Origin of the sequence: Parasphingorhabdus sp. DH2-15, assembly GCF_051668705.1 — a bacterium.
In the GTDB taxonomy this organism is placed as follows: domain Bacteria; phylum Pseudomonadota; class Alphaproteobacteria; order Sphingomonadales; family Sphingomonadaceae; genus Alterisphingorhabdus.
This window is the reverse complement of sequence record NZ_CP196351.1, coordinates 80,269-103,600: the sequence shown is the minus strand read 5'-3', so window position 1 is coordinate 103,600 and position 23,332 is coordinate 80,269. Positions and strand designations below refer to the sequence as shown.

Genomic DNA, 23,332 nt, shown 5'->3' with positions numbered 1-23,332 from the left:
AAAGGACAAATATTGTGAAATATGTCTACAATCTTCCGCCACTCGACAATAGCAGCTTTCCCGATCCTGATCGTGCGGGCGAGTGGGAAATTGCTGGCCGGCTTGATGATATGGCCTCATCTTTGCGTCTGCCTACGGACCAGGTGGAAATTGACAGCCTGAAATCACTGCCTGATCCATGGGCGCGCCCATTGCTTTTTGCGCAAGCACTTACACAGGCAAAACATGTCGCCAAAGACGATGCACGTGACCAATGGCGCGGCCTGTTGGCGTTGTTGGCGCTGCGCGAGTTTTACACCAACAATTACATCATCCGCATCTTGCTGACCGATCTTGAAGACAATAGCGTCGGCAACCAGAAATTCAGGAATGTGCTGCGTACTCTGTCACCCGGCGAAAGCCTCAGCCCGAAAGCTGACTGGCGGCGTATCGGCATCATTACCTATCAGAAAACATCGCAAAATGTATTCGAGACGGAAGAAGCGCGCGCTATCGGTCTGATGGTGCCCAATTGCCTTGCTGCTCCTGCTCGCGGGGCGCGGTCGATTGAAAATACCGGCGTGCCATGGCTGCGCAATGGCTTGCGTGACCCGCTTAAAAGCGAAGGCATGCCCAGCGAGCAATGGGTTGCGCTGTATCAATATCTCTCAGGCATATTCATGACCCTGCGCGAGCCCGGCCTCACCGGTCCGGTGCATCAAATCCGCGATGAGATTAAATTGTTCGCTGATGAATGTGCGGACCGCATCCGCGAAACAGGCACTATACCTTATGATGTGAAGTTCACCACTGGCAGCGATGAACTGCCCTCACCCTTCTATGCCTGTATAGATGCTATTGCCTCTCCACCGGAAATTGCTCCGGGCCATGCTTCGCAGACACTTATCGAATGCGCGCATGATGGCAATGGTCCTGCTTTGGGCGGCATCATCAAAAATGTGGTGCTGGCCGATCCCCGAATTGCCGAGAAGACTTTGGGCCTACAGCCGCAAAACGTCAAAATATGGAATAATTACACCTTGGTCGATGTGCAATCGCCGCATCTGCTCGACAAAATCCGTGAAGAGGCCGGACAAGAAGGCCATTTGGTTGTCGAACCAGATGCCTTGCTGACCGACAAGCTGGTCAAAATCGATAATGACGGCAGGGTCGAGGCGCATAAGCCTGCATGGAGCACTTTTCTGCTACCGGTCAGCCCTTTGGCGCTGTTCCTGATTGGCCGTGAGAACATTGCCAATCAGCTGACCATTGATGACAGAGGGGACAGTCTGGAGGTCAAACTATCAATCGCGCTGGTTTCCACAGACCCCAGAAAGCCCACGCCCCGCCACGTCATCATTCGTCATTATGACAAGACCAAAGATGTGGTGGCAGAGGCATTGCCAGAGGACATTGTACTATGGCCCAATGTTGGCAATAATGACTGGCCATGGACTTTCCTGCGCTACAGCTACAACACCAAATTGGAAATGGCACCGCGCTTTGCAGCGTCTTCACAAAGCCTGGCAGCACTGGTGAATGAACAGGCACGCACCTTGTCAGACAAAGGCATGGGTCTGCTCTATGATATGGGCTCATCCAAAGATCTTGTTTTCGAAAAACAGGTTAATTTCTTTGATAAGGATAATGGCGAGATAAAGGATAAGAGCGACAAAACCATCGCGCATCGCTTCCGCTTTACCGACAGTGAAAGCGCGATTGGCGAACAGCATATTCTGGGCCAGTCACCCGATGCTATATTCTTTGCCGTTGATCCTGATGGCGATGGCCGGCACTTCCCTGCTGGTTGCATGTTGCTGGCGAAAAACACGCAAAGCGCGCAACAGGGCGAATTGGATGTCGCCATCGACTTTGGCACGACCAATACCGTGGTCTATATGGACAGCGGCGCCGGTGCAGAGCCAGTGAAATTCTCCAAGCGTGTCACGCGGCCGTTCAGTGCGCGGGTCGCCGATGCTGAACAATTTGCCTATGACTGCGTGGAGTTCTTCCCTGCTAGCGATGTCGAGGCACCCTTCCCGACGGTCATGTATCGGCGCAAGTTCCAAAACTCCAGCCGCGTTGCTTCTGACAGTTCCAATGATCTTTATCACGGCATAACTGATAATGCGTTTTTCATGCCGGAAGATGTCGATCTGCCTCTGGCCTACGCCATTGGCCGTTCTGTTGATGGCCAGCTGGTGTTTAATCTTAAATGGGACAAAGACCCCGAAGTACGCCGGATGGTCCGCCGCTTCCTGCGGCAATTGGTCTTGCTGATCTGTGCCGAAGCGATTGATCGCGGCTTCCTGCCCGAAAATATCCATTGGCATTTCTCCTACCCACAGGCTTGGAATTATGGTCAGGCTTCGGATTTCCGCGAGTCGGCAAAACTGGCCTGGACCGATATTATGCGCCCCCTTGTGGGCACATCGAAACCATCAGATGAATTTCTGTCTTTCGAAACAGAGGGCGCGGCGGCACTGCGCTACTTTACTTTCGATCAGAAACATCAGGGTCAGGCGGGACGCACAATATTGATGCTCGACATTGGCGGCGGCACGACCGAAATTGCGCTGTACAAACGCCAGCGCACCATCTGGCGTAGTTCTTTCCAAATTGCCGGTGGCCATTTCTTCACCGCATTCTTGCATCAAAATGCAGATTTTCTGCACCAAATTGCGGGCGATGAAATCCAGCGTAGCATTCAACGAGAGGCAAAATTCAACCCGTCATCGGTTGACGGCCGTCATGTTATAGAATTGGCGATCAGCCAGCCCTCTTTTGAAATGAGCTGGGATCGCAATTACCCCATGGTCAGCAGTACCGATATGGGCAAAGGCCTGCGCTACACAGCGGTGACTGCTTTGGCTGGACTGTTATATTATACGGGTCTTGCTTTGCGGGCAGGCATCGCAGCGGGGAGTATTCAGGCGAAAGATCTTGAAGATGTGACGCTCGCATTTGCCGGGCGCGGCGCAAGCTTTTTCCGCTATCTGGGTGATGCCAATGATCCAAACAGCGATTTGGGCCAAATTGTCCAAATTCTTACCGATGTAGCGCTGGCCAAGGATGAAGAGTTAGAGCGTCCTGTCACCGAATGGAACCCTTCTGATAGCCGCTTCACCGGTCTGTTCTCACCGCAACCCAAACATGAAGTTGCCAATGGCATGCTGTGTGAGCGGATGGACAATCGCAAGGCCAAGCGATCAGAAAAATATGATATTCCTTTGGGTGAGGAGATCACCGTCCTTGTTGATGGCGAGCTGCGCACCCTTGATGCCACAACTTCGATCAGTGATCTGAGTGCCGATATGGAGCTTGACGATCTGGGCTCGCAGGAGTTTACCAATTTCCTTGATATATTGCGCATGCGCATGGGTTGGGATTTTGACATTGAAGGGCAAAATGGCGCGCTGGCCAGACAGATTGAAAACTCGGCTGAAACACCATTTGACCAAGGCCTCACCACATTAGGGCAATCCTATAGCGATGAAGATAGCGAGACCCTCTCTATTGAACCGCCGTTCATCACCAAATTGCGCACCCTTTTGGCCACATTGAGTCAAGATGTTGAGACACGCAAAAAAGCAATGCGCATACGCACTGGGGAGCCGAGATGGTAGGGGCTAGCTAATGGAAGACAGCAACGCATCTTGGCTTGGGAAAATATTAACAGCCGCCATCCTCCTTGCGCTGATCGCGGTTGCCTATCTTTCCTATCAATCATTTTTCGGCGGTGATGCGCCTGAAGCTAAATCGGTGCTTCCTGCTACAGCCAATGTGCGGTGTTATATTGATGAGAATGATAATATTATCATCACGACGACTGCCCAAGATGTCGAAGAGACTCTGTGTCCGGAAAATGCCGATACATCGATGCGTTTGCCGCACATCCAACTGGCCAGTGCGACCTTCCAGAACGATCAGCTCCAAGATGGGCAAGAAACTGATGGGGCACCGGCTGTAAAGGCCGAAGAAGCGGCTCCTGAGGCAATCGTAGATCGCCCCCTGTTAGAGGACAGCATCATAACACCTGTTGGCAGCGAAGTACCGGCCGCCAGCACAGCTGTTGAAACATCCGCACCTACAGGCGGTTCAGATATCGAAAAAACATTCATCATCCCTGAGAGTGTCCTAACTGACAAATATGGAACATTGGCAGGTGTTTCTTACCAGATATGGTTGATGGTACTCGGTGCGATAAGCGTTGTGCTGTTTATATGGAATTGGATGACGGCCAATGAAGTTAAGAAATTGCGCGAGGAAAATTCCAAATTACAGGACAATCTTCGTAAGGCTGGCAGCAAAACCACGCAAGATAACGCAAATACCTATTCTAAGAGTCACGATACAGGTAATATGTCCCTCAAAGAGAGGTTAAATAATCGCAATTCTGCGCAAGATGAGACCCAAAAGCCAGTTGCTGCGTCCTATGGCACAGCAGATACATCTGACCAGGCCAGCGATTATACGCCTTATATCCGTACTCCCGAAGACTCGGCACGGAATAATCCATCTGCAACACAACCGGATGATGTTGCTGATGATAATGCACTGACCAGTGCAACACTAAACGATGATACAGACCATAAGGCAGTCAATGCCCAACCTGTTAGCGATATTGCCTTTGTAGAAAAACTGGTGAGTGAGTATAATGCGCTGGGCAAAGGCGATTGGAGCCGCTTTGGCGAAGATTATGGCGCACAGGCCTTTTCTAATAAGAGAAGTGATGTCTCCAGAATATTTTCAGATCAGCAAGCGCGTTTCTGGCTGATTGAAAGCAAGACAGAGCCAGGCAAAGCGTATTTGATCCCTGGCCCAGACACCAATATTCGTTGGCACAATCTGCGCGATGTTAAATCAGACCATCCGCTTTATCACTTTTTTGATCTTGCACCGGGCGAGGATCTCGCTCTCATAACCCCAACAATTGTGCGCAAAGATGATGCGCAAGGTGAATGGTTATTGCATGAAAAAGGAGAAGTCAGCGGCGTGATGGCGCATGACGGCTAAACTTTATCCCAGATGATCTATATTGGTGAATGCTCTAGTAACCATATGTAAAATATATAGTGCTAGTTGAAAACTTCTACTGAGGGAGTTTTTACAATGACAGGTTTTGACCACCAATCCATATTACAACGTGTTTTTGCCAAAAGCGGACTGACCGCCAGCGAACAGACCCATCTGCTCGCGGCGCAGAGATATTACCATCAGATTGACCACAGCAATGGCCGCCCGGCCATAGGCGATGGTGATGGCGAAAAAGCTGCACCCGATATGGATATATCCGAAATCGGACCAGACGGGCTGTGTATTACACAAAGCGGGCATTACCGTCTTACTGCCGATATAAAGTGGACCGCTGGCCCCTTGGCATGGGCAGCCATTTGCGTGCTTGCCGATGATGTTATTATCGATCTGAATGGCCACAGCATTTCGGTTGAACCGGTCGCACTGGACTCAGAAATCGCAACCATTCTGGTTGGAGACGGACTGACCAGCTATAAGAATATCACCCTGCGCAATGGTGTTTTGCTAAATGCTGGTTTCCGCGCCATCTGGGTACAAAAGATCAGCAATATAACGGTCGATAATGTGCTCATCAGCGGCATCACCTTCAACAATATCAATAAACGTATGTGCTTTGCTGCAGGTATATATATTGATGAATGCGTAGAGGCCTCCATAACCGGCTGCACCGTGCAATATGGCTATGTCACCTCCGACGTAGCCGGCGGCATTGTCTTCATGCGCACGCTGGGCGGGCAAGTGACCGATTGCACCATCGCCAACTTCACCAATTATGACGGTTCCATGCAAGGGATAGCCGCTTATGCCTCGCTCGACCTTAGCTGGACCGGCTGTACAGTTGAAAATCTGCAATCCTTTTTTAACGGTAATATCCGCACGGGGGGGCACACGGTTATTGGCTATATGCCGACAATATGTGCTGGCATTCGCATCACTGATTGTGTGGCCCGCAATATGATAGGCAGCCGGGACGATTGTCATGGCATGTCCATTTTTGTCTGCGCCGATGCCCAAAGCAGCGGTTTTATCGCAGACAATGTTGTCGATGGTCCTCCACCCTATAATCTGGGAGCCAAAGCGACAGGCCTGGAGATTTATGGCTGGAACATAGCCCTGGTGGATTGCGTTGTATCCAATATTTTCGCCCATTGCCCGCAGGATCGCCAATCTGCAGGATTTAGCGTCTGGGGCAATGATATCAGCGTTGAACGCTGCAATGCCAACAATGTGCAAGTATATAATGCAGCAGGCGAGGCCGATACCAGCCACGGTTATGGTGTAGGCTTTGGCTGGGCCCCTGATCCGCGTCCCGAATTCCGGGCTGTGCCTGCCGAGAGCGTCCGTTACTCCGCTTGTGCCGCAGAAAATTGCCAGGTTGGTTTTGACAGCTGGTGCCATATCGGTTCAACTTGGGATGATATTGCGACACCTGGCTGCGACATCAAATTGCTCGTGCAAACTGATCCACCCGCAGAACGCATCCTGTTTGCTGATCCCATTTCCGAATGCAACCCTCCGGTCACGGTCATATTGACCAACCTTGCCCGCGACAATGTCGTAAAAGATATGTTGCTCTAAACACGCGGTGTTTTTGCCCAGCCACCAAATTCAATCAGCCCGGCGCCAAATTGCGCAGCATAGCCTCATGCAAGAGGCCGACATAAGCGCAATGAAGCGTCGGGCAACGGTTGTTCCCCGGAGCTATCAGCGAAGCCAGTCATCCGAGCGCGAGCCCGCCCCTAAGGGGTGCGAGAATAGCAAATTGTAATGAGGGGAAAAATGGTGCCACGAGAGAGAATTGAACTCTCGGCCTCACCCTTACCAAGGGTGCGCTCTACCACTGAGCTACCGCGGCTTGCCATTTGGTTCGGTACTTATGCATAAAGGCTATGCCTTAACATGTCGTAACAGTGCCGAAGCGCAGCCTATGGTCATGGCGGCGGCAATTTGTCAAGCATGTTGCTCTCTTTAACGATGCGTGGCAGAGAAAATTTTATGAACAAAGATGATATTGCCGCAAAAACCAGCGATAAAGCCAATGCGAAACCAAGCCGCGAAGAGCGATTGGCCGAGCAATTACGTGCCAATTTGCGGCGGCGCAAGGCACAGGCCCGTGCGCTTGATCCTGCCAAAGATACTAAAGACAAAAGCTGAATCCCTAGCGGCGATTAACGCTCCGGCTTTACTGCCTCAAAAGCCTCTACAGCAGCAATAAAACCTGGCGCCACTGGGGCGACTTTCTCACTTGCACTATCAAACCAGACTTGAGTCAGTTTGATAACGCTGAGCAATGTTTCACCGCGATAAATATGGATCAATGTAGCAAAGCTGGTGCGGCCAAAGCGGGTGACACGCGCCGCAACGGACAGCAGATCATCCGCATGGGCCGGTCCGCGAAAATCCACCTCTGCATGGCGCACCCAGCAATCACCGCCAAAGCTGCTAAGAAAGCTGGTTGCGCTTGCATCCGGCCCATGCGTAGCTTCGGCCAATTTGCGGAAATATTCGGTGACGCCAATATCAGCATAGACCAGATAATTGGCGTTAAACACAATCCCCTGCATATCCGCCTCATTATAACGCACACGCAAAGGATGGATGCTGTTAAAATGGGTCAGCGGGTCAATAAGGCTATCGTGGTCTTTGTTCATGATGGCAGGTCTTGCTGCGTGCACAACCCTGTGTCAAGCACAGCAAACAGACACCCATAGTGCACACACATCACAAACAATATTATGCAGGTGCGGCAAAGCAAAAACAAGCCGCACCCAGCACAGCCGCTAGACCGGCGCGCAGGCGGCTTCCAGCCAGCTTTTTGCATCACCGTCTAATTGCGGGCCAACAATGGCCAGCACTTTGGCGTGATAGCTGTTCAGCCATTCCACTTCGCCGCTACTGAGCATGGCGATATTGATAAGGTTGCGGTCTATCGGCGCAAAGGTCAGCGTTTCAAAGCCCATCATCTCTTGCTCTGCACCCGGCACATCGCGTTCTTCCACCAGCACCAGATTTTCGATGCGGATGCCATAAGCATCTGTCTTATAATAGCCTGGTTCATTAGAGCAGATCATGCCGGGCACCAGCGGTTCATTCATGCCGCCAAAGGCTGCGATACGCTGTGGCCCTTCATGCACGGCCAGATAGCTGCCCACGCCATGCCCAGTGCCATGCGCATAATCAACGCCATCTGCCCAAAGATATTGCCGCGCCAGAACATCAAGCTGACCGCCCGTCGTGCCCTTGGGGAAAACCGCTTTATCGAGCGCAATATGTCCTTGCAGCACTTGCGTGAAGCGGCGGCGCATCTCCTCTGTTGGCTCACCCACAGCCATGGTGCGCGTAACATCTGTCGTGCCATCGAGATACTGGCCGCCAGAATCCACCAGATACAGGCTGTTCATTGTGATCGGCAAATTGCTCTCTTCCGACACGCGGTAATGGCATAAGGCTCCATTGGATGCCGCGCCGGAAATCGTATCGAAGGATAGATCCTTCAGCTTGGGGCTTTCCTCACGAAATTGCTGCAAGCGGGCCGCAACCGAAAGCTCATCCTGACCGCCCTTTGGTGCCTCAACAGAGAACCAATGCAAAAAGCGGCTGAGCGCAGCGCCATCACGCGCCTGTGCTGCACGATGGCCCTCAATCTCCGCCTGGTTCTTAATCGCTTTGGCCAGCACAGTCGGGTCACGCTTTTCCGCAATATGCGCGCCGGCATCATCCAACAGCTGGAAAATAGCGGCGACCGCGCGTTCAGGATCGGCAACCACTTTCTTGCCCTGCAATTCGCCAAGAGCATTAGGGAAATCAGCATAGTCGCGCACAGCAACGCCATTGCCCAGATGGGCGCGGACTTCGTCGGTCAGCTTTTCCGGCGCAACAAACAGGTCAGTGCTGCCATCATCGCGCACCAGCGCATAAGACAGAGCAACGGGCGTATGCGTCACATCTGCGCCGCGCACATTGAGCAACCACGCCACCGAATCAAGCGCCGAGACGATAACCGCATCCTGCCCTTGCTCTTTCAGCCAAGCCGCAACATCTGCGCGTTTATCTTCTGCTGATTTGCCGGCATATTCCACCGGATGCACCGCCAGAGGCGCAGGCGAACGTGCTGGCTGGTCCGACCAGATAGCATCAATCGGATTGGTGTCGACCGGCCGCGCCACAGCGCCCATCTTTTGGGCAGCTTTGTCCATATCTTTAGCGAAAGCGCGCGTATGCAGCCATGCATCATAACCGATGGTCATACCTGGGCTGGCATTGTCTTTCAGCCATTTGGTAATCGCTCCAGCTGCCGCATTGACATAGTCATAATGGCGGCCATCCACTTGCTCGCGCACCTGAATGGTATAACGGCCATCAGTGAAAATCGCGGCCTTTTCGCGCATAATCACCGCAGACCCGGCCGAACCGCCAAAGCCGGTTAGCCATTCCAGCCGCTGCGCATAGCCGCCAACATATTCCGACATATGCTCATCGCAAATGGGCACGACAAATGCGTCCAGCCCCTGCTTCTTCATCATATCACGCAATGCGGCAAGCCGCGCTTCATAGGTGGACATCAACATCGGGCCATCATACTCCTTGGCAAATCATCTTATGAAGCAGATATAGGCTAAAACCTCCTCCTCTGCCAGCATTCAGGACCAATATGACAAACGAGACAGGTGCCCACGCACAGACTGCCCAAGCCAAGCCACCACAAACACGCAAAAAACCGCATAGCGAGACGCATCACGGCATCACCATTAGCGATGATTATCATTGGCTGCGTGATCCCGGCTATCCCGAGGTTACGGACACAGAGATATTGGCGCATCTGGAGGCGGAAAATGGCTGGTTCCGCTCTCATATGGACCCGCATCAGCCATTGATCGACACATTATTTGCGGAAATGAAAGGCCGCATCAAAGAGGCGGACCGCTCTGTGCCGGTTAAGGACGGGGACTGGCTCTATTGGGTAGAGTTTGAAGAGGGTGCGCAATATCTCAAACATTATCGCCGGCCGCATAATGCACCGGAAGGGGAGGGAGTTACGCTCATCCTTGACGAACCGGCCTTGGCGGCGGGTAAGGATTATTTTCGCCTTGGCGCATCATCGGTCAGTCCCGATGGCACATTACTGGCCTATGCAATTGATGATGATGGCTCTGAGCGCTTTACCGTGCGGGTGAAAAACCTGATAACCGGTGAGCATTTGCCCGATACCATCCCCGGCACATTATCGGCGCTGATATGGACCAGCGATAGCAAGGCCTTTGTCTATAGTCTGGCCAATGCGCAATGGCGGACCGATAATGCGCGGCTGCACCGATTGGGCGACGATACTTCGCAGGATGTGGAGCTTTACCATGAGGAAGATGAAGGATTTCGCGTCAGCCTGGGCCTGACCGCGCAAGAGGACTGGATTGTGATCGCTACTGGCGACCATGAAACCAATGAAGCGCGCATTGTCCCTGCCAATGACCCGACCGCTAAACCGATAGTCATCGCACCACGCAAAAAGGGCCATGAATATGATATCGATATTCGCAATGGTATCATCTACGTGCTGACCAATGATGCGCACATCAATTTTCGCATCGCCACGGCATCATTAGACACACCAGATCAATGGCAGGAATTGATCGCTGGCTCAGACGAATATTATATTACCGGACTGGAACTTTTCCGCGACTTTTATGTGGTTGAAGGGCGGCGCAATGGCCTCGACCAGATTGTGCTGCATGATTATGCGGATCCTGCCAAAACAGTGCCTATCACCTTTCCAGAGGCCAGCTATGTTGCCAGCACCGGCAATAATCCTGAATATATATGTGAGCGTTTGCGCCTGTCTTATGAATCGATGGTCAGCCCCGCCACTGTGTTTGATTATCATGTCGCTAGCGGGGAATTGGAAACGCTGAAAGTGCAGGAAATTCCCTCCGGCTATGACCCCGCGCTCTACACGACCGAGCGGCGAATGGTCACAGCGCGTGATGGTACGCAAATTCCAGTTTCCATCATGATGCGGGCAGACCGTGATGCCGCAACGCAACCACAGCTGCATCTTTATGGCTATGGCGCTTATGGCATCACTATTGACCCCGGCTTCTCCACCAGCCGGTTGAGTCTGGTCGATCGCGGCTTTGCCTATGCCATCGCGCATATACGCGGCGGTGATGATATGGGGCGGCAATGGTATCTGGATGGCAAGCTGCAAGCGCGTACCAACACCTTTAACGATTTTGTCGATGTCGCTCGCGCTCTGGTTGATGATGGGCTTACCAAAGCAGGCGCGATCAGCATTTCCGGCGGCAGTGCAGGCGGGGAGCTGATGGGTGCAGTGGTCAATTCCGACCCTGATTTATGGGGCGCAGTGGTGGCACATGTGCCCTTTGTTGATGTGCTCAACACCATGCTGGATGCATCGTTGCCGCTTACACCGGGGGAATGGCCCGAATGGGGCAACCCGATTGAGGACAAAAATGCCTTCACTCTGATCCAAAGCTATTCGCCTTATGATCAAGTGCGCGCGCAGGACTATCCGCCGATCATGGTCACTGCAGGGCTTAACGATCCACGCGTCACCTATTGGGAACCGGCCAAATGGGTCGCCAAATTGCGTGAGCATAAGACCGATACCAATTTGTTGATCCTGAAAACCAATATGGGCGCAGGTCATGGTGGAAAATCGGGACGCTGGGAAAGTCTGAAAGAAACTGCTGAGGAATTTGCCTTTATATTATGGCAAATAGGCATGCGGCAGGTCGGGCCGGATTTGCTGCGCGGACAGATGTGATTGCCTTTATGCCCCGTGCACGGCAAGAGTGTGTTGTTAGGGGCATCTCATGAAACAAGCATTCACAATGACATTCACCGCCGGACCGGCGCACATCGACATAATGGACCATGTCAACAATGCCGTGTGGGTGCAATGGATACAGGATATTGCCACCGCTCATTGGGAAAGCATTGCCGATGCAGAGCAGCTAAACGCTTATGCCTGGATGGTGACGCGCCACGAAATTGACTATCGCGGCAATATCAAACTGGGTGAGCAGGTCACTGGACGAACATGGATATCAGAGCCGCCGCGCGGGGCCCGATTTAATCGCAATGTCGCTTTTGATAATGCCGATGGGCAGACAATCGTTCAGGCAGTGACCGCTTGGGCGCTGCTTGATCGCGAAACCTTACGCCTGCTCAGAGTGCGTGGCGATATTGTCGATAAGTTTCTGGACACAGGCCACAATCAATAACCAAAATGCCTTTTGCCCATGTCAAAGCTAACCGGAAATTTACTCTGTTCGGGCATAGGCTGCGATTATGAACGCACCCACGCATAATATAGCCTATAGGCCAGAGATTGATGGCCTGCGCGCCATTGCTGTGCTGCCTGTCATGCTGTTTCATGCCGGCTTTGCGTCATTTTCCGGCGGCTTTGTCGGCGTCGATATCTTTTTCGTGCTCTCTGGCTATCTGATTACCAGCATCATCATGAGCGAAGCGGAACGCGGAGAATTCTCTCTGCTGCGCTTTTACGAGCGACGGGCACGGCGGATTTTGCCAGCATTGCTGCTCGTCGTCATCGTGACTGTGCCATTCGCCTATCTCTGGATGACGCAGGACCAATGGCAGGATTTTGCAGAAAGTCTGGTCGGTGTCGCCACCTTCTCCAGCAATATTGTCTTCTGGCTGCAATCTGGCTATTTCGCCACCGCATCCGAGCTAAAGCCGCTGCTCCACACATGGTCATTGGCTGTTGAAGAGCAATTTTATATTATCTTCCCACTGCTTATCATGCTCGTGCTGCGCATCAACCGCAGGGCATTGCTAACCATCTTCATGATTACTGGCGTGGCCAGCCTAGTGTGGAGCATATATGCCGCATCGGCTTATCCCAGTGCGAATTTCTTCCTGCTGCCCAGCCGCGCATGGGAATTGCTAGCAGGGGCATGTTGCGCATTATGGCTGCGCGCGCCATTGGCTGCTGACAATATCGCTGCGTCAACTGAACCGGAAACTAAGTCGAATACTGCACAAGAAATAGCTGCGCAAAAACAGCCTTGGCATATATCGCAGACACCTGATCTCGTTCAGCAGCTGGCGGCATTGGGCGGACTGGTCGCGATCATTATCGCGATCACGATCTTTGACACCCACACGCCTTTCCCTTCCGCCTATGCCTTGCTACCGGTTGGCGGAACTATGGCGCTCATCCTGTTTCTGCAGCCCGATTTTTGGCTGACGCGCTTGCTGGCTATTCGGCCGTTGGTCGCTATTGGGTTGGTCTCTTATGGGGCATATTTGTGGCACCAGCCCATTCTCGCTTTTTACCGCATGACCACATTTGTGCATCAGCCAGTGATCCTTGCGCTGTTGCTTTTGCTGTCTCTGTTGCTAGCGGCGGTCAGCTATTGGCTGGTGGAAAGACCAGTGCGCTATTCTTTCCTGAAAAGTCGTCCGCTCTGGTTTTTCCTCGGGCTATCGGCCGCATCATTGGCTGCGATTGCCGCTATTGGTCTGGTCACGCGTTTTTCTCCGCCAGAATTGCCGCATGAAGCGGCCACTGGCGGCGCGACATATAGCGGTGAAGGCTATAATTGGCGCGAAACCTATCCTGGCACTGTCGACAAGGCTGACACAAATAGGCAGCCACCGGTCATTCTCTATGGAGATAGTGTCGCACGCCAATATATTACCGGTCTTCGGTCGGGCCAAACCATTGGCAATAATAACCCGCAAACCGGCTCTTTCGATTATATTGGCGCGCCTAGCTGCGTCTCCTTGCCTCGTGCCTTTAGCAGCAATGTTAGCCCGCAATGCCGGGAAAATATCAATATTCTCTATGAGATGGTGCTCGCAAAGCCAGACGCCATAACGGTGATTGCGCAGGATTGGCATGTGCGTCTGGAAAATGAAAAGGGTAAGCCTGTGAGTCAGGGCTCTGTTCCGCAAGATCCGGCAGCAATAGAAGCCATGATTTTCAATCTGGAGCTTGTTGCCAGCAGATTGCCCACTGGTGCGCGGCTGGTCATGGTCGGCCAAGTGCCCAGCACACAGGATGGCGGGGATATGCTGAAAGATGGGCCGTCACGCTGCGCACAATATACAGATATACGCTGCCCCGTTTCGATACCGCGTACATTGGTGAGTGCAGAGAAAATTAATCGCCGGCTAGCCGGTCTCGCGGCACGCTTTGACCATGTCGGCTTTGTTGACCCGATGGACAGTCTGTGTGACGCAAAGCAGTGCCATTTCTGGCAAAAGGGCAAACCGCTTTATTATGACAATAGCCATTTAACGGCTCTTTCTGCCGATGTGATTGCACAACAGATTACCGCAGTAGCGAATAGCCTGTCGCCAAAGAGCGAGTAAAGCACGCAAAGAAAAAGGCGGCACCTTTGGGGCACCGCCTTTTCATATGATAAAGATCCGAAAGATCAGCGTTTCGAGAACTGGAAGCTACGACGGGCTTTCGCACGGCCATATTTCTTACGTTCAACAACACGGCTATCGCGGGTCAGGAAGCCAGCCGCCTTAACGGTGCTGCGCAACACTGGCTCATAACGGGTAATGGCTTGGCTGATGCCATGCTTTACCGCGCCAGCCTGGCCAGACAATCCGCCACCTTTAACCGTGGCAACAATGTCATATTGGCCTGCACGATCTGTAATGGTGAAAACCTGATTGATCACCAGACGCAATGTTGGACGTGCAAAATACACTTCCTGATCACGGCCGTTAATGGTGATTTTTCCGGTGCCGGGCTTCAGCCATACACGGGCAACAGCATCTTTACGGCGTCCGGTCGCATAAGCGCGGCCAAATTTGTCCAGCTCTTGCTCACGCAATGGTGCAGCAGGTGTTTCAGGAACAACAGCTTCCGCTGGTGCATCCGCAGCTTCGCTAGCCGCTGCATTTGCAGCAGCCGCTTCGCCAGCGACTTCTTTAATATCGGAAAGTGATTGACGGGTATCGGACATTATGCACCCACCTTGTTTTTACGGTTGAAAGAAGCGACATCGATCACAGCAGGCTTTTGGCCATCATATGGGTGCTCGGTGTCATTAAACAGGTGCAGCGCGCGCATCTGATCACGACCCAATGGGCCACGTGGAATCATACGCTCAACAGCTTTCTCTAGAACACGTTCAGGAAAACGGCCTTCAAGGATACGCTCAGGCGTTGTTTCCTTGATACCGCCGGGATAGCCGGTGTGCTTATAATATTTTTTGTTCTTGGTTTTGTTGCCCGTGAACTTCACTTTGCCAGCATTGACCACGATGACATGATCGCCGCAATCAACATGCGGGGTATAGCTTGGCTTATGCTTGCCGCGCAGAATGTTAGCGATGATAACCGCAACACGGCCTACCACGAGATCTTCGGCATCAATAATATGCCATTTTTTTTCGACTTCGGCAGGTTTTACCGCACGAGTCATTTTGGTTAGCGCCTTCATCGGGCAAAACCTCCGGATAAATGACAGTGTTTTGCAACACAGTGTCAGGATTGTGAAAACTGGCCGTGACAGCAAGACAAGCCCGTCAGTCGCGGCAGAGGCGCGCTAATGCAAGCTAAGCTGGCAAGAGTCAAGCAAAAGCGATACTTTTGGCGCGGGTAAAATAATACCTCTTGGCTATCCTGCCGTGCAGAGCTGTTCTGACTGACTGTCATTTGGAGGAAGTCGTCGCCAGCTTTCACGCGATACGCGCACGCTTGAACCAATATGCGTCTCTATCGTGCGCTCTGAATCCAGCAGCAGCCCGTCTTTGCGGCTTAATCTCAGCACTCCCTGTGACCGAGTATAGCCGCTTGGTTGTTTGTCTGCCTCATCAACTGGCTGAGACATGATGGAAAGCATAAGCCAGTCTTTGGTCAGCTTTGCCAAACGCACTTGCTCCTGCGTGGCAGGCAATATGAGCGGCAATTGCTGCTCTGGCTTTACATAAGGGCTCACGCCTAAGATTGGCAGAAATCCTTCTGCAAGATAAGCATCACGCTGATCGGGGGGCGTCGCCAGAATATTATCAATCAATCGCTGGCCGGCAGCCCGCCCTACAGGGCTTTCAATCAGCTGCGGCAAATCTTCGCGCAATGCTTTTATAGCTGTTACCGTTTGGTCCCAACTCGCCTGCTCATCGCGCAGGCCTATGATGCGCCCATTGCTATCCAGATCAAAAACCAGATGCTCGCTTTTGCGGACAGTCTGGGCCAGCCCAAGCAAGGCAACCAGCTTAGGAGGGCCTTTATCTGTTACAGCGACAACCTTGCTATCTGCGCGAAAGCCTCTGCCAATCTTGGTAAAGCGCACGCATCGCTTCACAATGGTCGATGCCTGCCACCCCTTACCCTCGCGCGCGATTTTGTGTTCGAACAGCAATGGCTGGTCCGTTTCAGGGGCGAATACGGGCAGAGGGAAAACCTCTGTTTCGCTTGCGCCCTGAAGGGGTGATATTGCAAACACCGCAACCGGTAATGACAGGCAGCAGATAAGGGCGATGCACGCCATGCGGAAAAAATGCGATACCATTGTCATGCCAGCCTATTAGGCCATGCCATCACAAAAAACCATCTCATCAGCCGCCTTAGCAACGGATTATGCGAGTTTCAGAACAGACTGCCGCCTGTTTGTTCTATAATCCAGTCAGCAAATTGCCTGTCCGTCTCATCCGCAGACCAAACGGTGATGGCCGGCAAATCATAGCTGTGCAGGGCTTTGATGCGTGTCCGCAGAGCCTCTAATGCTGCAAATCGTGTTTTGAACAGAATCGCAACCTCTCCAGACTCGGCTATTTCACCTTGCCAGCGATAAACAGAACGCACCTCACCAAGCATATTGGCACATGCCGCCAGTTCTTCCTGCACTATCTTGCGTGATGCGGTGAGTGCCGAATCGCGATCAGGGAAAGTGCAATAGACTGTTACTATGCGATTGCCGTCCAACCGGCTTTCCAAAAGTGTTTCAGAAGCCATAAGTCACACACCGGAATTGGAGGGAGTAAGCATAGCCGCGTTACCGCTATAATTGCGCACATTGTTGGCCGCGCTTTGGCTGCGCGCTGGAGCCTGAACATGTATTGCCCAGATCGTCGCCCCGACCAGCAAAGCGCCAACAGCCTGATGCCAAACGGCCAGATTGATATTCACGCCGCTTATTACCGTAGCGATACCCAAGGTTATTTGCAGCGCCAGTAGCAACAGCAAGACGCCCGCTGCCACACGGCTGGTTTGGCTGGCCCGCCAAGCCAATATTGCCAATGTGATGGCCACGCCCCATGCCCACCAGCGATGGAGAAAATGGGTCAAAATAGGGTCTCCCGAAAGCGTAGCCAACAGGCCATTGTCCCATATCACGCCTGCCGGATAGAACAGATCATTCATCAAAGGCCATGTGTTGGAGACATAACCGGCATTGAGGCCCGCCACCCATGCGCCCAACAAAAGCTGGCCAAATAAAGCAGCGATGACCAGCCAGCCAAAACCATTCATCGCTCTTGGCGGTGCATCATATTTTGCAAGGTTGCGCAAATCGCGGATCGTCCAGATCAGGCCTGACAATATTGTCAAAGCAGTCAGCAAATGCACCGCTAGGCGGTAATGGCTGACATCCGTGCGGCCAACCAAGCCAGAGGCGACCATCCACCAGCCAATTGCGCCCTGCAATCCGCCCAGAGCAAGCAGAGCAAACAGGCGCAGCTTATAATTTTGCGGAATCAGGCCGCGTATCCAAAACCATATAAGCGGCAATGCAAAAGCCAGACCAATGGCTCTGGCGATAAACCGATGCACCCATTCCCAAAAATAGATGAATTTAAAGTCCGCCAGAGTCATATAGCTATGTTCAGTTTGAAACTCGGTGGTTGATTTGTACAGATCAAACTCTGCCTGCCACGCTGCTTCATTGAGCGGGGGCAAGGCGCCAGTAATCGGCTTCCACTCAGTAATTGAAAGGCCCGATTCGGTAAGGCGCGTAATGCCGCCCACCACCACAATGGCAAAGACCATGAGAGCAATCGCCCAGAGCCAATAGCTGATCGCCAATGGCGCCGCTTTTGCGCCGCCACGGGCTGAGCCAGGCGACTCTATAATATCGGTGCGTGTCATAACGCCCATTTGCGCATTAGCCTTGCACTTCGCAAGGTTTGTTCGACAAAATGCAGATTGCCTGCAGATTCTGCGTGTCTCCTACAGACAGGGCCGTTCGGTCATATACAGTTAACCAATTTTCGAACAATCTGCTTGTGAAATGTAATATTATCACCTATGTGAGCGTCATGAATTTCGAAAGAGGCATATCAACACCGTTTGACCAATTCAAACAGCGCTTACGCGTGCTGTGGTTCAAGCGTGAACAGCTGGAAGTGGATGGCTTTGCCATGGCGCTCTCCGGCCTATGTGCTTTGCATTGTCTGGTCAGTGCGGCCGTTTTGGCTCTGCTCGCCTCTGCCGGCGGATTTTTGCTTGATCCGATCATTCATGAAGTCGGCTTAGGCGTCGCCGTTCTGCTGGCTGGCTTTGCATATATTGATGGGCTTTTGCGCCACGGATATTTGATGCCATTGGCAACGGGCTTTTTTGGCATTGGCATGATGTTTGGCGCACTCTCCTTGCCGCATAATGGCTCAGAGATATTGGCGACCATCGCCGGTGTTGGCTTCTTGGCCCTTGGGCATGATCTTAATCGGCGTGCCAATCTGGGCGGCTATTTCCGCTCCAGCCGAAGCGCTGTTACAGTATAATCGCGTCCCTCTACATACAAATCCAGAATATCCCGCAATAGGCTGTTGCATAGAGGCGGCGCTAAGCGCTATTCCGCTGTTTATGACTAATAATGTCTCTGTTCAAATTAATGGTGATGAACGGCACGTGCCTGCGTTGCTTACGCTGCATGGTCTTTGTCTGCATCTGGGGTTAAAACCCGAAAAGGTCGCCATAGAACGCAATCTGGAAATTGCCCCGCGCAGCCAGCATAAAGAAATCGTAGTACAGGCTGGCGACCGATTGGAAATTGTCCATTTTGTCGGTGGCGGTTAAGCCATATCATTAGCACTGATAGCAAATAATTACATCATAGATCAGCGCCTTCTCACTCTCAAACAGCCCAACACCCATGGAAAATGCATTATGACGGACGATAGCTGGACAGTAGCCGACCATATATTCAGCTCACGGCTGATTGTTGGCACTGGCAAATATAAAGATTTTGCCGAAAATGCCGCCGCTGTTGAAGCATCTGGTGCGCAAATTGTCACAGTGGCTGTCAGGCGCGTCAACGTCTCTGATCCCACTGCTCCTATGCTGACAGATTTTATCGATCCCAAAAAAGTCACCTATTTGCCAAATACTGCCGGCTGCTTCACCGGGGACGAAGCCATCCGCACCTTAAGGCTTGCGCGTGAAGCTGGTGGTTGGGATCTGGTGAAGCTGGAAGTGTTGGGAGAGGCGAAAACCCTTTACCCCGATATGGTTGAGACCCTGCGCGCCACAGAAATATTGGCCAAAGAGGGCTTTAAGCCCATGGTGTATTGTGTTGATGACCCCATAGCAGCAAAACGGCTGGAAGACGCAGGTGCGGTTGCCATCATGCCTTTGGGTGCGCCTATTGGCTCTGGTTTGGGTATCCAGAATCAGGTTACGATCCGACTTATCGTAGAAGGCGCAAATGTGCCGGTATTGGTTGATGCTGGTGTTGGCACAGCATCAGACGCAGCCATTGCCATGGAATTGGGCTGTGATGGCGTGTTGATGAACACCGCGATTGCAGAGGCCGGCGACCCTGTACGCATGGCTACCGCGATGAAGCTGAGCGTGGAGGCAGGCAGACATGCCTATCTTGCAAGGCGCATGGGGCGTCGCCGCTATGCCGATCCCTCAAGCCCGCTTGCAGGTCTGATCTAAGCTGTATTGCACAAAAACACCTAGTGTGCCGATACGCATCCCGAATCGGAAAAGACCGATTGTCGCTCAAAAGAGCACTATAAAAGATGACTTGTTATAATTTGTAGCATTATTCCGTAATATATAACCGATGAATCACTGCAATTATTTCATTTCGTAAACACTTGTCGACGATCAAGAGCAGTTCGTCGCGACCAACGGCACAAGGCGTCTGCGCAAGGCGGTCCATCGAATGCGCGGCGACGCTCCAAGCCATCTCACCTATAAAGAAAGAGTGAGGAGGCTCAGAACGGGCCGCCCAAGCCCCGGACACATGATCGGTCTTCTCACAATCCTGAACCCGGGGCGATGTAGCAAACCCCTTATTACATCGCCCCAACAGGCCGACTGTCTCTTGCCCCGTAGGCAGCGGCTACAACATGAAGAGGAATAACAGATGCGTAAATTAACAAAAACACTATCTGCTACAGCCATTGCAGCGTTAATCACCATAGGAACAACAGGTGCGGCACAAGCAAATCACGATATGAACCGGTCCAGCACAACAGTAACCGTTGCCTATGGTGACCTAAACCTTGCCAGTGAAGATGGTGCAAAGCGACTGGAAAACCGTATCCGCGGCGCAGCACGCAAGGTTTGCGGTCACCAGCCTAACCGTAATATTACTGCCATTAACGACTATAATCAATGCTACAAAACAGCTATATCTAGCGGCAAAAGAGCTATGGTAACGTTGGTTGCGCAAGCAAAATCAGGTGCTGAATTTGCCGAAAACGCAAAGTTATCTATAGGGTCATAAGCGCCTATTCGATACAGCTTTCAAGGCTGCGCCCACCTACAAATGGTGCCGGCGCAGCCTTTTTATTTCATGATAGAGAAACTTTACGCCTATGTATTATAATTTTTATTGTTTTTAGGAGAAACAATATTACTTGGTTTGTAACCGTTCCAATGTGTCATGCGAACCCATATCGTAAGCACAAAAGACGGTACATCATATAAATTCCTGTCTTTTCAGCCCTATGTCAGGGCTATTTTCTATTGTTTGGAGTAAAAATAATGCAACGTACAACAAAATTGATCGCCTTTATCACCTCAGCCATCATCACCGCTTCGGTTATCCCGGGCCTATTGGCGTAAACCCTTTATTGCTGCGCCAAGAGCAGAAAAATATATGTGGTCGATTAAGGCCATGAATCAAAAACCGGTGGTACGCAGTGTCCGCCGGTTTTTGTTTGGCTATGATCTGAAGCGACTATGGCGAACGCTTAGCGCCCAGCCAGCTGTTTAACCTGTGTCAAATAGGTGCGGCCAATTCTAAGCTCGGTATCATCTTTCAATACGGTCAACCAAACGCCGCCGCCCTCATGGCGCAATCCCTTGATGAAATCTTTGCGAATAATATGAGAGCGATGCGTCCGCATAAATTGGGCAGGGTCAAGCCGCTCTTCCAATATTTTTATGGTCTCGTGCAAAAGATAGCTGCGGCTCCCAACATGCAGACGCATATAGTCGCGCTCTGCCTCAACACGATCAATTTGCACTGCATCAATACGCTTTAACTCGGATCGATGCGGCACCCAGAATTCGCGTGCCCATTGATCGTCATCTGATGGCTGTGACGCGGTTACAGATGCGCCACCCTCATTCTCGGCCTGTAACCGTTCACGCACCCTGTCTATTGCACGGCTAAGGCGATCAAGCGACACAGGTTTTAGCAAATAATCGACCGCAGCCAGATCAAAAGCCTCAACCGCGAAACTGTCATATGCCGTGATAAAAATGATAGCAGGTGATTGCTCAGACTCTGCCAAAGCCCGCGCAAGCGCCATGCCATCCATTTGTGGCATATTGATATCAACCAGCAACAATTGCGGATGCAGTGCCTCGGCCATACGTAATGCTGTTACGCCGTCACCAGCGGTTCCCACCAGTGCCAGCTCATCAACCTGCGCACATAAAAGCTGCAACCGCTCAACTGCAAGCGGCTCATCATCAACAATCATTGTCCTGACCATAGTCATCCCTTTATCACTATCCGGCCAAATCAACGGGCCATGACAGCTTTGTAATGGTCCCTTGCCATTAATCGTAACTGAGCAGCGGCTATATACCCTACAGCCTACTGCCCTATAATTTATCAAATATTATGCATCGGCACGTGCTGATAATTGTTCAATCTGTATTTGGGAGCGAGTGAGTGGAATGGTCAGCACCGCCTCAAAACCGCCCTCCGCTTTGGACATGGTGGTCAGTTTAGCGTTGCCACCAAAGCGCGTGTCCAGCCGATCGCGCACATTAGCCAAGCCTATGCCGTTACTGGTTTCTGGATCAATATCAGCCAGTAGCGGGTCGCCATTATCGGCAATAGATATCGATAGACAGCCATTCTCTTCATGCGCGCGAATAGATACGGTGACAGGGCGACTGGAACGCGACACACCATATTTAATGGCATTTTCAACCAATGGTTGCAGAATCAGTCCAGGCACGCAGGCATCCATCAGATGTTCAGCTATAGCAATGTCGATTTGCAACCGCTCTGGAAAGCGGACTTTTTCAATCGCCAGATAAAGACGTTGTAACTCAACCTCTTCAGACAATGTCACATCATCAAGCGGATCGCCCGACAGGCTGGTGCGATAAAATGTCGACAGGTTCATGATCATTTCATCAGCCTCTTGCGGGCGATTGCGCAGAACAAGCGATGATAGAGAATTTAATGTATTGAACAAAAAGTGCGGGTTAACCTGATAACGCAAGGAGCGCAGTTCGGCCTGTTGCGCCGCTTGGGCAAAACGGGCAGCGCGCCGCTCAGCAAAGCGTACTTCACCGGCATAGCTAATAGCCAGATAAAGCGAAGCCCATGCGACGAGAAAGAAATAGCGTGACGAAGCAACATCCATAATCAGCGCCAGCGGCGACAGTTTCTGAAATTCCTCCAGCGCTTTTTGATCGTTAAACAGGCTGGCCGGATCGTAAAGGTTCAACACTTCATAATTGATAATGCCGATCAACAAAGCACAAGGGACAGCACCGACAAAAGCGCTGGCAATGCGCACACTGAGCCGCTTTTTTTCGAACAGCCGAATAAGGCCGTAAAGGCCAAATGTTGCGACAATGCCAAATAAGGTGACGATGACGCGTAGCTTTGCAAGCTCGACCTGAGAGACGGGCAATTCGATCATCAAAGACCGTAATGTTGTGACAATGACATAGAATAGCCAGAAGCCAAGAATAGACAGCATAGCCACTTGCACATCTACGGCTGGTTTGCGCAGCAATTGCGGTTTTTTGTTCGTCATAAGTGCTGCATAGCAGAAATACGGGCCATTTGTCGTTAATGACGGTATTGGCTGGTCGAACGGCATAAGGTTTTTGTCGAAGCCAGATGCTTTTGACAGCTTTCTCACCAAAAACGCTGTGCCAC

At 51.8% G+C, this 23,332-nt stretch carries 20 protein-coding genes and 1 tRNA gene; 11 read left to right on the top strand and 10 right to left on the bottom strand.

Annotated features, from left to right (window positions below; genetic code table 11):
- The first annotated feature begins 14 nt into the window (after nucleotides 1-14).
- The 3 genes from ACR9YC_RS00480 to ACR9YC_RS00470 all read left to right on the top strand — a co-directional run bounded on the left by ACR9YC_RS00480 (nucleotide 15) and on the right by ACR9YC_RS00470 (nucleotide 6,594).
- The gene (locus tag ACR9YC_RS00480) at nucleotides 15-3,605 is read left to right on the top strand and encodes a hypothetical protein (RefSeq protein WP_438728633.1); all 3,591 of its coding nucleotides are present in this window, start codon (nucleotides 15-17) and stop codon (nucleotides 3,603-3,605) included.
- A gap of 10 nt (nucleotides 3,606-3,615) precedes the next feature.
- Nucleotides 3,616-4,995 (top strand): hypothetical protein, encoded by a 1,380-nt coding sequence (locus tag ACR9YC_RS00475; RefSeq protein ID WP_438728631.1) that lies wholly within the window; start codon nucleotides 3,616-3,618, stop codon nucleotides 4,993-4,995.
- Nucleotides 4,996-5,091: 96 nt separating this feature from the next.
- Nucleotides 5,092-6,594, top strand: coding sequence for a hypothetical protein (locus ACR9YC_RS00470; protein WP_438728629.1), 1,503 nt, complete (start codon nucleotides 5,092-5,094; stop codon nucleotides 6,592-6,594).
- A gap of 202 nt (nucleotides 6,595-6,796) precedes the next feature.
- Here ACR9YC_RS00470 and ACR9YC_RS00465 read toward each other — a convergent pair.
- Nucleotides 6,797-6,871 (bottom strand) — tRNA-Thr (locus tag ACR9YC_RS00465).
- A 140-nt stretch (nucleotides 6,872-7,011) separates the two neighbouring features.
- On the opposite strand from ACR9YC_RS00465, the gene ACR9YC_RS00460 reads away from it, so the two are divergent.
- Nucleotides 7,012-7,170, top strand: a complete 159-nt coding sequence (locus ACR9YC_RS00460; RefSeq protein WP_438728627.1) for a hypothetical protein — start codon at nucleotides 7,012-7,014, stop codon at nucleotides 7,168-7,170.
- 14 nt (nucleotides 7,171-7,184) lie between these two features.
- Here the strand turns inward: ACR9YC_RS00460 and ACR9YC_RS00455 are convergent, their stop codons facing one another.
- Nucleotides 7,185-7,667, bottom strand: coding sequence for an acyl-CoA thioesterase (locus tag ACR9YC_RS00455; RefSeq protein ID WP_438728625.1), 483 nt, complete (start codon nucleotides 7,665-7,667; stop codon nucleotides 7,185-7,187).
- Nucleotides 7,668-7,796: 129 nt separating this feature from the next.
- Nucleotides 7,797-9,578 carry an aminopeptidase P family protein gene (locus ACR9YC_RS00450; RefSeq protein WP_438731882.1) on the bottom strand — a complete coding sequence of 594 codons (1,782 nt, stop codon included), beginning with the start codon at nucleotides 9,576-9,578 and terminating at the stop codon, nucleotides 7,797-7,799.
- An 89-nt stretch (nucleotides 9,579-9,667) separates the two neighbouring features.
- Between ACR9YC_RS00450 and ACR9YC_RS00445 the strand changes: the two genes are divergently transcribed.
- From ACR9YC_RS00445 to ACR9YC_RS00435, 3 genes are all read left to right on the top strand, one after another.
- A complete protein-coding gene (locus tag ACR9YC_RS00445; RefSeq protein ID WP_438728623.1) occupies nucleotides 9,668-11,797 on the top strand; it encodes a S9 family peptidase in 2,130 nt (709 codons plus the stop codon).
- 49 nt (nucleotides 11,798-11,846) lie between these two features.
- The gene (locus ACR9YC_RS00440; RefSeq protein WP_438728621.1) at nucleotides 11,847-12,257 is read left to right on the top strand and encodes an acyl-CoA thioesterase; all 411 of its coding nucleotides are present in this window, start codon (nucleotides 11,847-11,849) and stop codon (nucleotides 12,255-12,257) included.
- Nucleotides 12,258-12,324: 67 nt separating this feature from the next.
- Nucleotides 12,325-14,376 (top strand): acyltransferase family protein, encoded by a 2,052-nt coding sequence (locus ACR9YC_RS00435; RefSeq protein WP_438728619.1) that lies wholly within the window; start codon nucleotides 12,325-12,327, stop codon nucleotides 14,374-14,376.
- A gap of 65 nt (nucleotides 14,377-14,441) precedes the next feature.
- Here the strand turns inward: ACR9YC_RS00435 and rpsI are convergent, their stop codons facing one another.
- The 5 genes from rpsI to ACR9YC_RS00410 form a co-directional block, all read right to left on the bottom strand.
- Nucleotides 14,442-14,984, bottom strand: coding sequence for a 30S ribosomal protein S9 (rpsI, locus tag ACR9YC_RS00430; protein WP_438728617.1), 543 nt, complete (start codon nucleotides 14,982-14,984; stop codon nucleotides 14,442-14,444).
- Complete coding sequence (gene rplM / locus ACR9YC_RS00425; protein WP_438728615.1) at nucleotides 14,984-15,463, bottom strand: 50S ribosomal protein L13; 480 nt, start codon at nucleotides 15,461-15,463, stop codon at nucleotides 14,984-14,986. The genes rpsI and rplM overlap by 1 nt, the downstream gene beginning before the upstream one ends.
- A gap of 177 nt (nucleotides 15,464-15,640) precedes the next feature.
- Nucleotides 15,641-16,540 (bottom strand): hypothetical protein, encoded by a 900-nt coding sequence (locus ACR9YC_RS00420; RefSeq protein WP_438728613.1) that lies wholly within the window; start codon nucleotides 16,538-16,540, stop codon nucleotides 15,641-15,643.
- Between the two features lie 71 nt (nucleotides 16,541-16,611).
- Nucleotides 16,612-16,977 (bottom strand): divalent-cation tolerance protein CutA, encoded by a 366-nt coding sequence (gene cutA / locus ACR9YC_RS00415; RefSeq protein WP_438728611.1) that lies wholly within the window; start codon nucleotides 16,975-16,977, stop codon nucleotides 16,612-16,614.
- Nucleotides 16,978-16,980: 3 nt separating this feature from the next.
- Nucleotides 16,981-18,108, bottom strand: coding sequence for a COX15/CtaA family protein (locus tag ACR9YC_RS00410; RefSeq protein ID WP_438731879.1), 1,128 nt, complete (start codon nucleotides 18,106-18,108; stop codon nucleotides 16,981-16,983).
- A 170-nt stretch (nucleotides 18,109-18,278) separates the two neighbouring features.
- Here ACR9YC_RS00410 and ACR9YC_RS00405 point away from each other — a divergent pair, with 170 nt between their 5' ends.
- From ACR9YC_RS00405 to ACR9YC_RS00390, 4 genes are all read left to right on the top strand, one after another.
- A complete protein-coding gene (locus tag ACR9YC_RS00405; RefSeq protein ID WP_438728609.1) occupies nucleotides 18,279-18,743 on the top strand; it encodes a MerC domain-containing protein in 465 nt (154 codons plus the stop codon).
- A gap of 82 nt (nucleotides 18,744-18,825) precedes the next feature.
- The gene (gene thiS / locus ACR9YC_RS00400; protein ID WP_438728607.1) at nucleotides 18,826-19,038 is read left to right on the top strand and encodes a sulfur carrier protein ThiS; all 213 of its coding nucleotides are present in this window, start codon (nucleotides 18,826-18,828) and stop codon (nucleotides 19,036-19,038) included.
- Between the two features lie 90 nt (nucleotides 19,039-19,128).
- On the top strand, nucleotides 19,129-19,902 hold the full coding sequence (locus ACR9YC_RS00395; RefSeq protein WP_438728605.1) for a bifunctional sulfur carrier protein/thiazole synthase protein: 774 nt from the start codon (nucleotides 19,129-19,131) through the stop codon (nucleotides 19,900-19,902).
- 436 nt (nucleotides 19,903-20,338) lie between these two features.
- On the top strand, nucleotides 20,339-20,701 hold the full coding sequence (locus ACR9YC_RS00390; RefSeq protein WP_438728603.1) for a UrcA family protein: 363 nt from the start codon (nucleotides 20,339-20,341) through the stop codon (nucleotides 20,699-20,701).
- Nucleotides 20,702-21,170: 469 nt separating this feature from the next.
- Here ACR9YC_RS00390 and ACR9YC_RS00385 read toward each other — a convergent pair whose 3' ends face one another.
- Entirely contained in the window at nucleotides 21,171-21,920 is a 750-nt protein-coding gene (locus ACR9YC_RS00385) for a LytR/AlgR family response regulator transcription factor (protein WP_438728601.1), read from the bottom strand.
- Nucleotides 21,921-22,049: 129 nt separating this feature from the next.
- Nucleotides 22,050-23,207, bottom strand: coding sequence for a sensor histidine kinase (locus tag ACR9YC_RS00380; protein WP_438728599.1), 1,158 nt, complete (start codon nucleotides 23,205-23,207; stop codon nucleotides 22,050-22,052).
- Nucleotides 23,208-23,332 lie beyond the last annotated feature (125 nt).

Coding starts and splice junctions, on each gene's coding strand:
- ACR9YC_RS00470 (WP_438728629.1), top strand. CDS start 5,092: ATGACAGGTTTTGACCACCAATCCATATTACAACGTGTTTTTGCCAAA.
- ACR9YC_RS00460 (WP_438728627.1), top strand. CDS start 7,012: ATGAACAAAGATGATATTGCCGCAAAAACCAGCGATAAAGCCAATGCG.
- cutA (WP_438728611.1), bottom strand. CDS start 16,977: ATGGCTTCTGAAACACTTTTGGAAAGCCGGTTGGACGGCAATCGCATA.
- ACR9YC_RS00445 (WP_438728623.1), top strand. CDS start 9,668: ATGACAAACGAGACAGGTGCCCACGCACAGACTGCCCAAGCCAAGCCA.
- ACR9YC_RS00405 (WP_438728609.1), top strand. CDS start 18,279: ATGAATTTCGAAAGAGGCATATCAACACCGTTTGACCAATTCAAACAG.
- ACR9YC_RS00450 (WP_438731882.1), bottom strand. CDS start 9,578: ATGTCCACCTATGAAGCGCGGCTTGCCGCATTGCGTGATATGATGAAG.
- rpsI (WP_438728617.1), bottom strand. CDS start 14,984: ATGTCCGATACCCGTCAATCACTTTCCGATATTAAAGAAGTCGCTGGC.
- ACR9YC_RS00380 (WP_438728599.1), bottom strand. CDS start 23,207: ATGACGAACAAAAAACCGCAATTGCTGCGCAAACCAGCCGTAGATGTG.
- ACR9YC_RS00475 (WP_438728631.1), top strand. CDS start 3,616: ATGGAAGACAGCAACGCATCTTGGCTTGGGAAAATATTAACAGCCGCC.
- rplM (WP_438728615.1), bottom strand. CDS start 15,463: ATGAAGGCGCTAACCAAAATGACTCGTGCGGTAAAACCTGCCGAAGTC.
- ACR9YC_RS00410 (WP_438731879.1), bottom strand. CDS start 18,108: ATGACACGCACCGATATTATAGAGTCGCCTGGCTCAGCCCGTGGCGGC.
- ACR9YC_RS00440 (WP_438728621.1), top strand. CDS start 11,847: ATGAAACAAGCATTCACAATGACATTCACCGCCGGACCGGCGCACATC.
- thiS (WP_438728607.1), top strand. CDS start 18,826: ATGACTAATAATGTCTCTGTTCAAATTAATGGTGATGAACGGCACGTG.
- ACR9YC_RS00420 (WP_438728613.1), bottom strand. CDS start 16,540: ATGACAATGGTATCGCATTTTTTCCGCATGGCGTGCATCGCCCTTATC.
- ACR9YC_RS00390 (WP_438728603.1), top strand. CDS start 20,339: ATGCGTAAATTAACAAAAACACTATCTGCTACAGCCATTGCAGCGTTA.
- ACR9YC_RS00385 (WP_438728601.1), bottom strand. CDS start 21,920: ATGGTCAGGACAATGATTGTTGATGATGAGCCGCTTGCAGTTGAGCGG.
- ACR9YC_RS00455 (WP_438728625.1), bottom strand. CDS start 7,667: ATGAACAAAGACCACGATAGCCTTATTGACCCGCTGACCCATTTTAAC.
- ACR9YC_RS00395 (WP_438728605.1), top strand. CDS start 19,129: ATGACGGACGATAGCTGGACAGTAGCCGACCATATATTCAGCTCACGG.
- ACR9YC_RS00435 (WP_438728619.1), top strand. CDS start 12,325: ATGAACGCACCCACGCATAATATAGCCTATAGGCCAGAGATTGATGGC.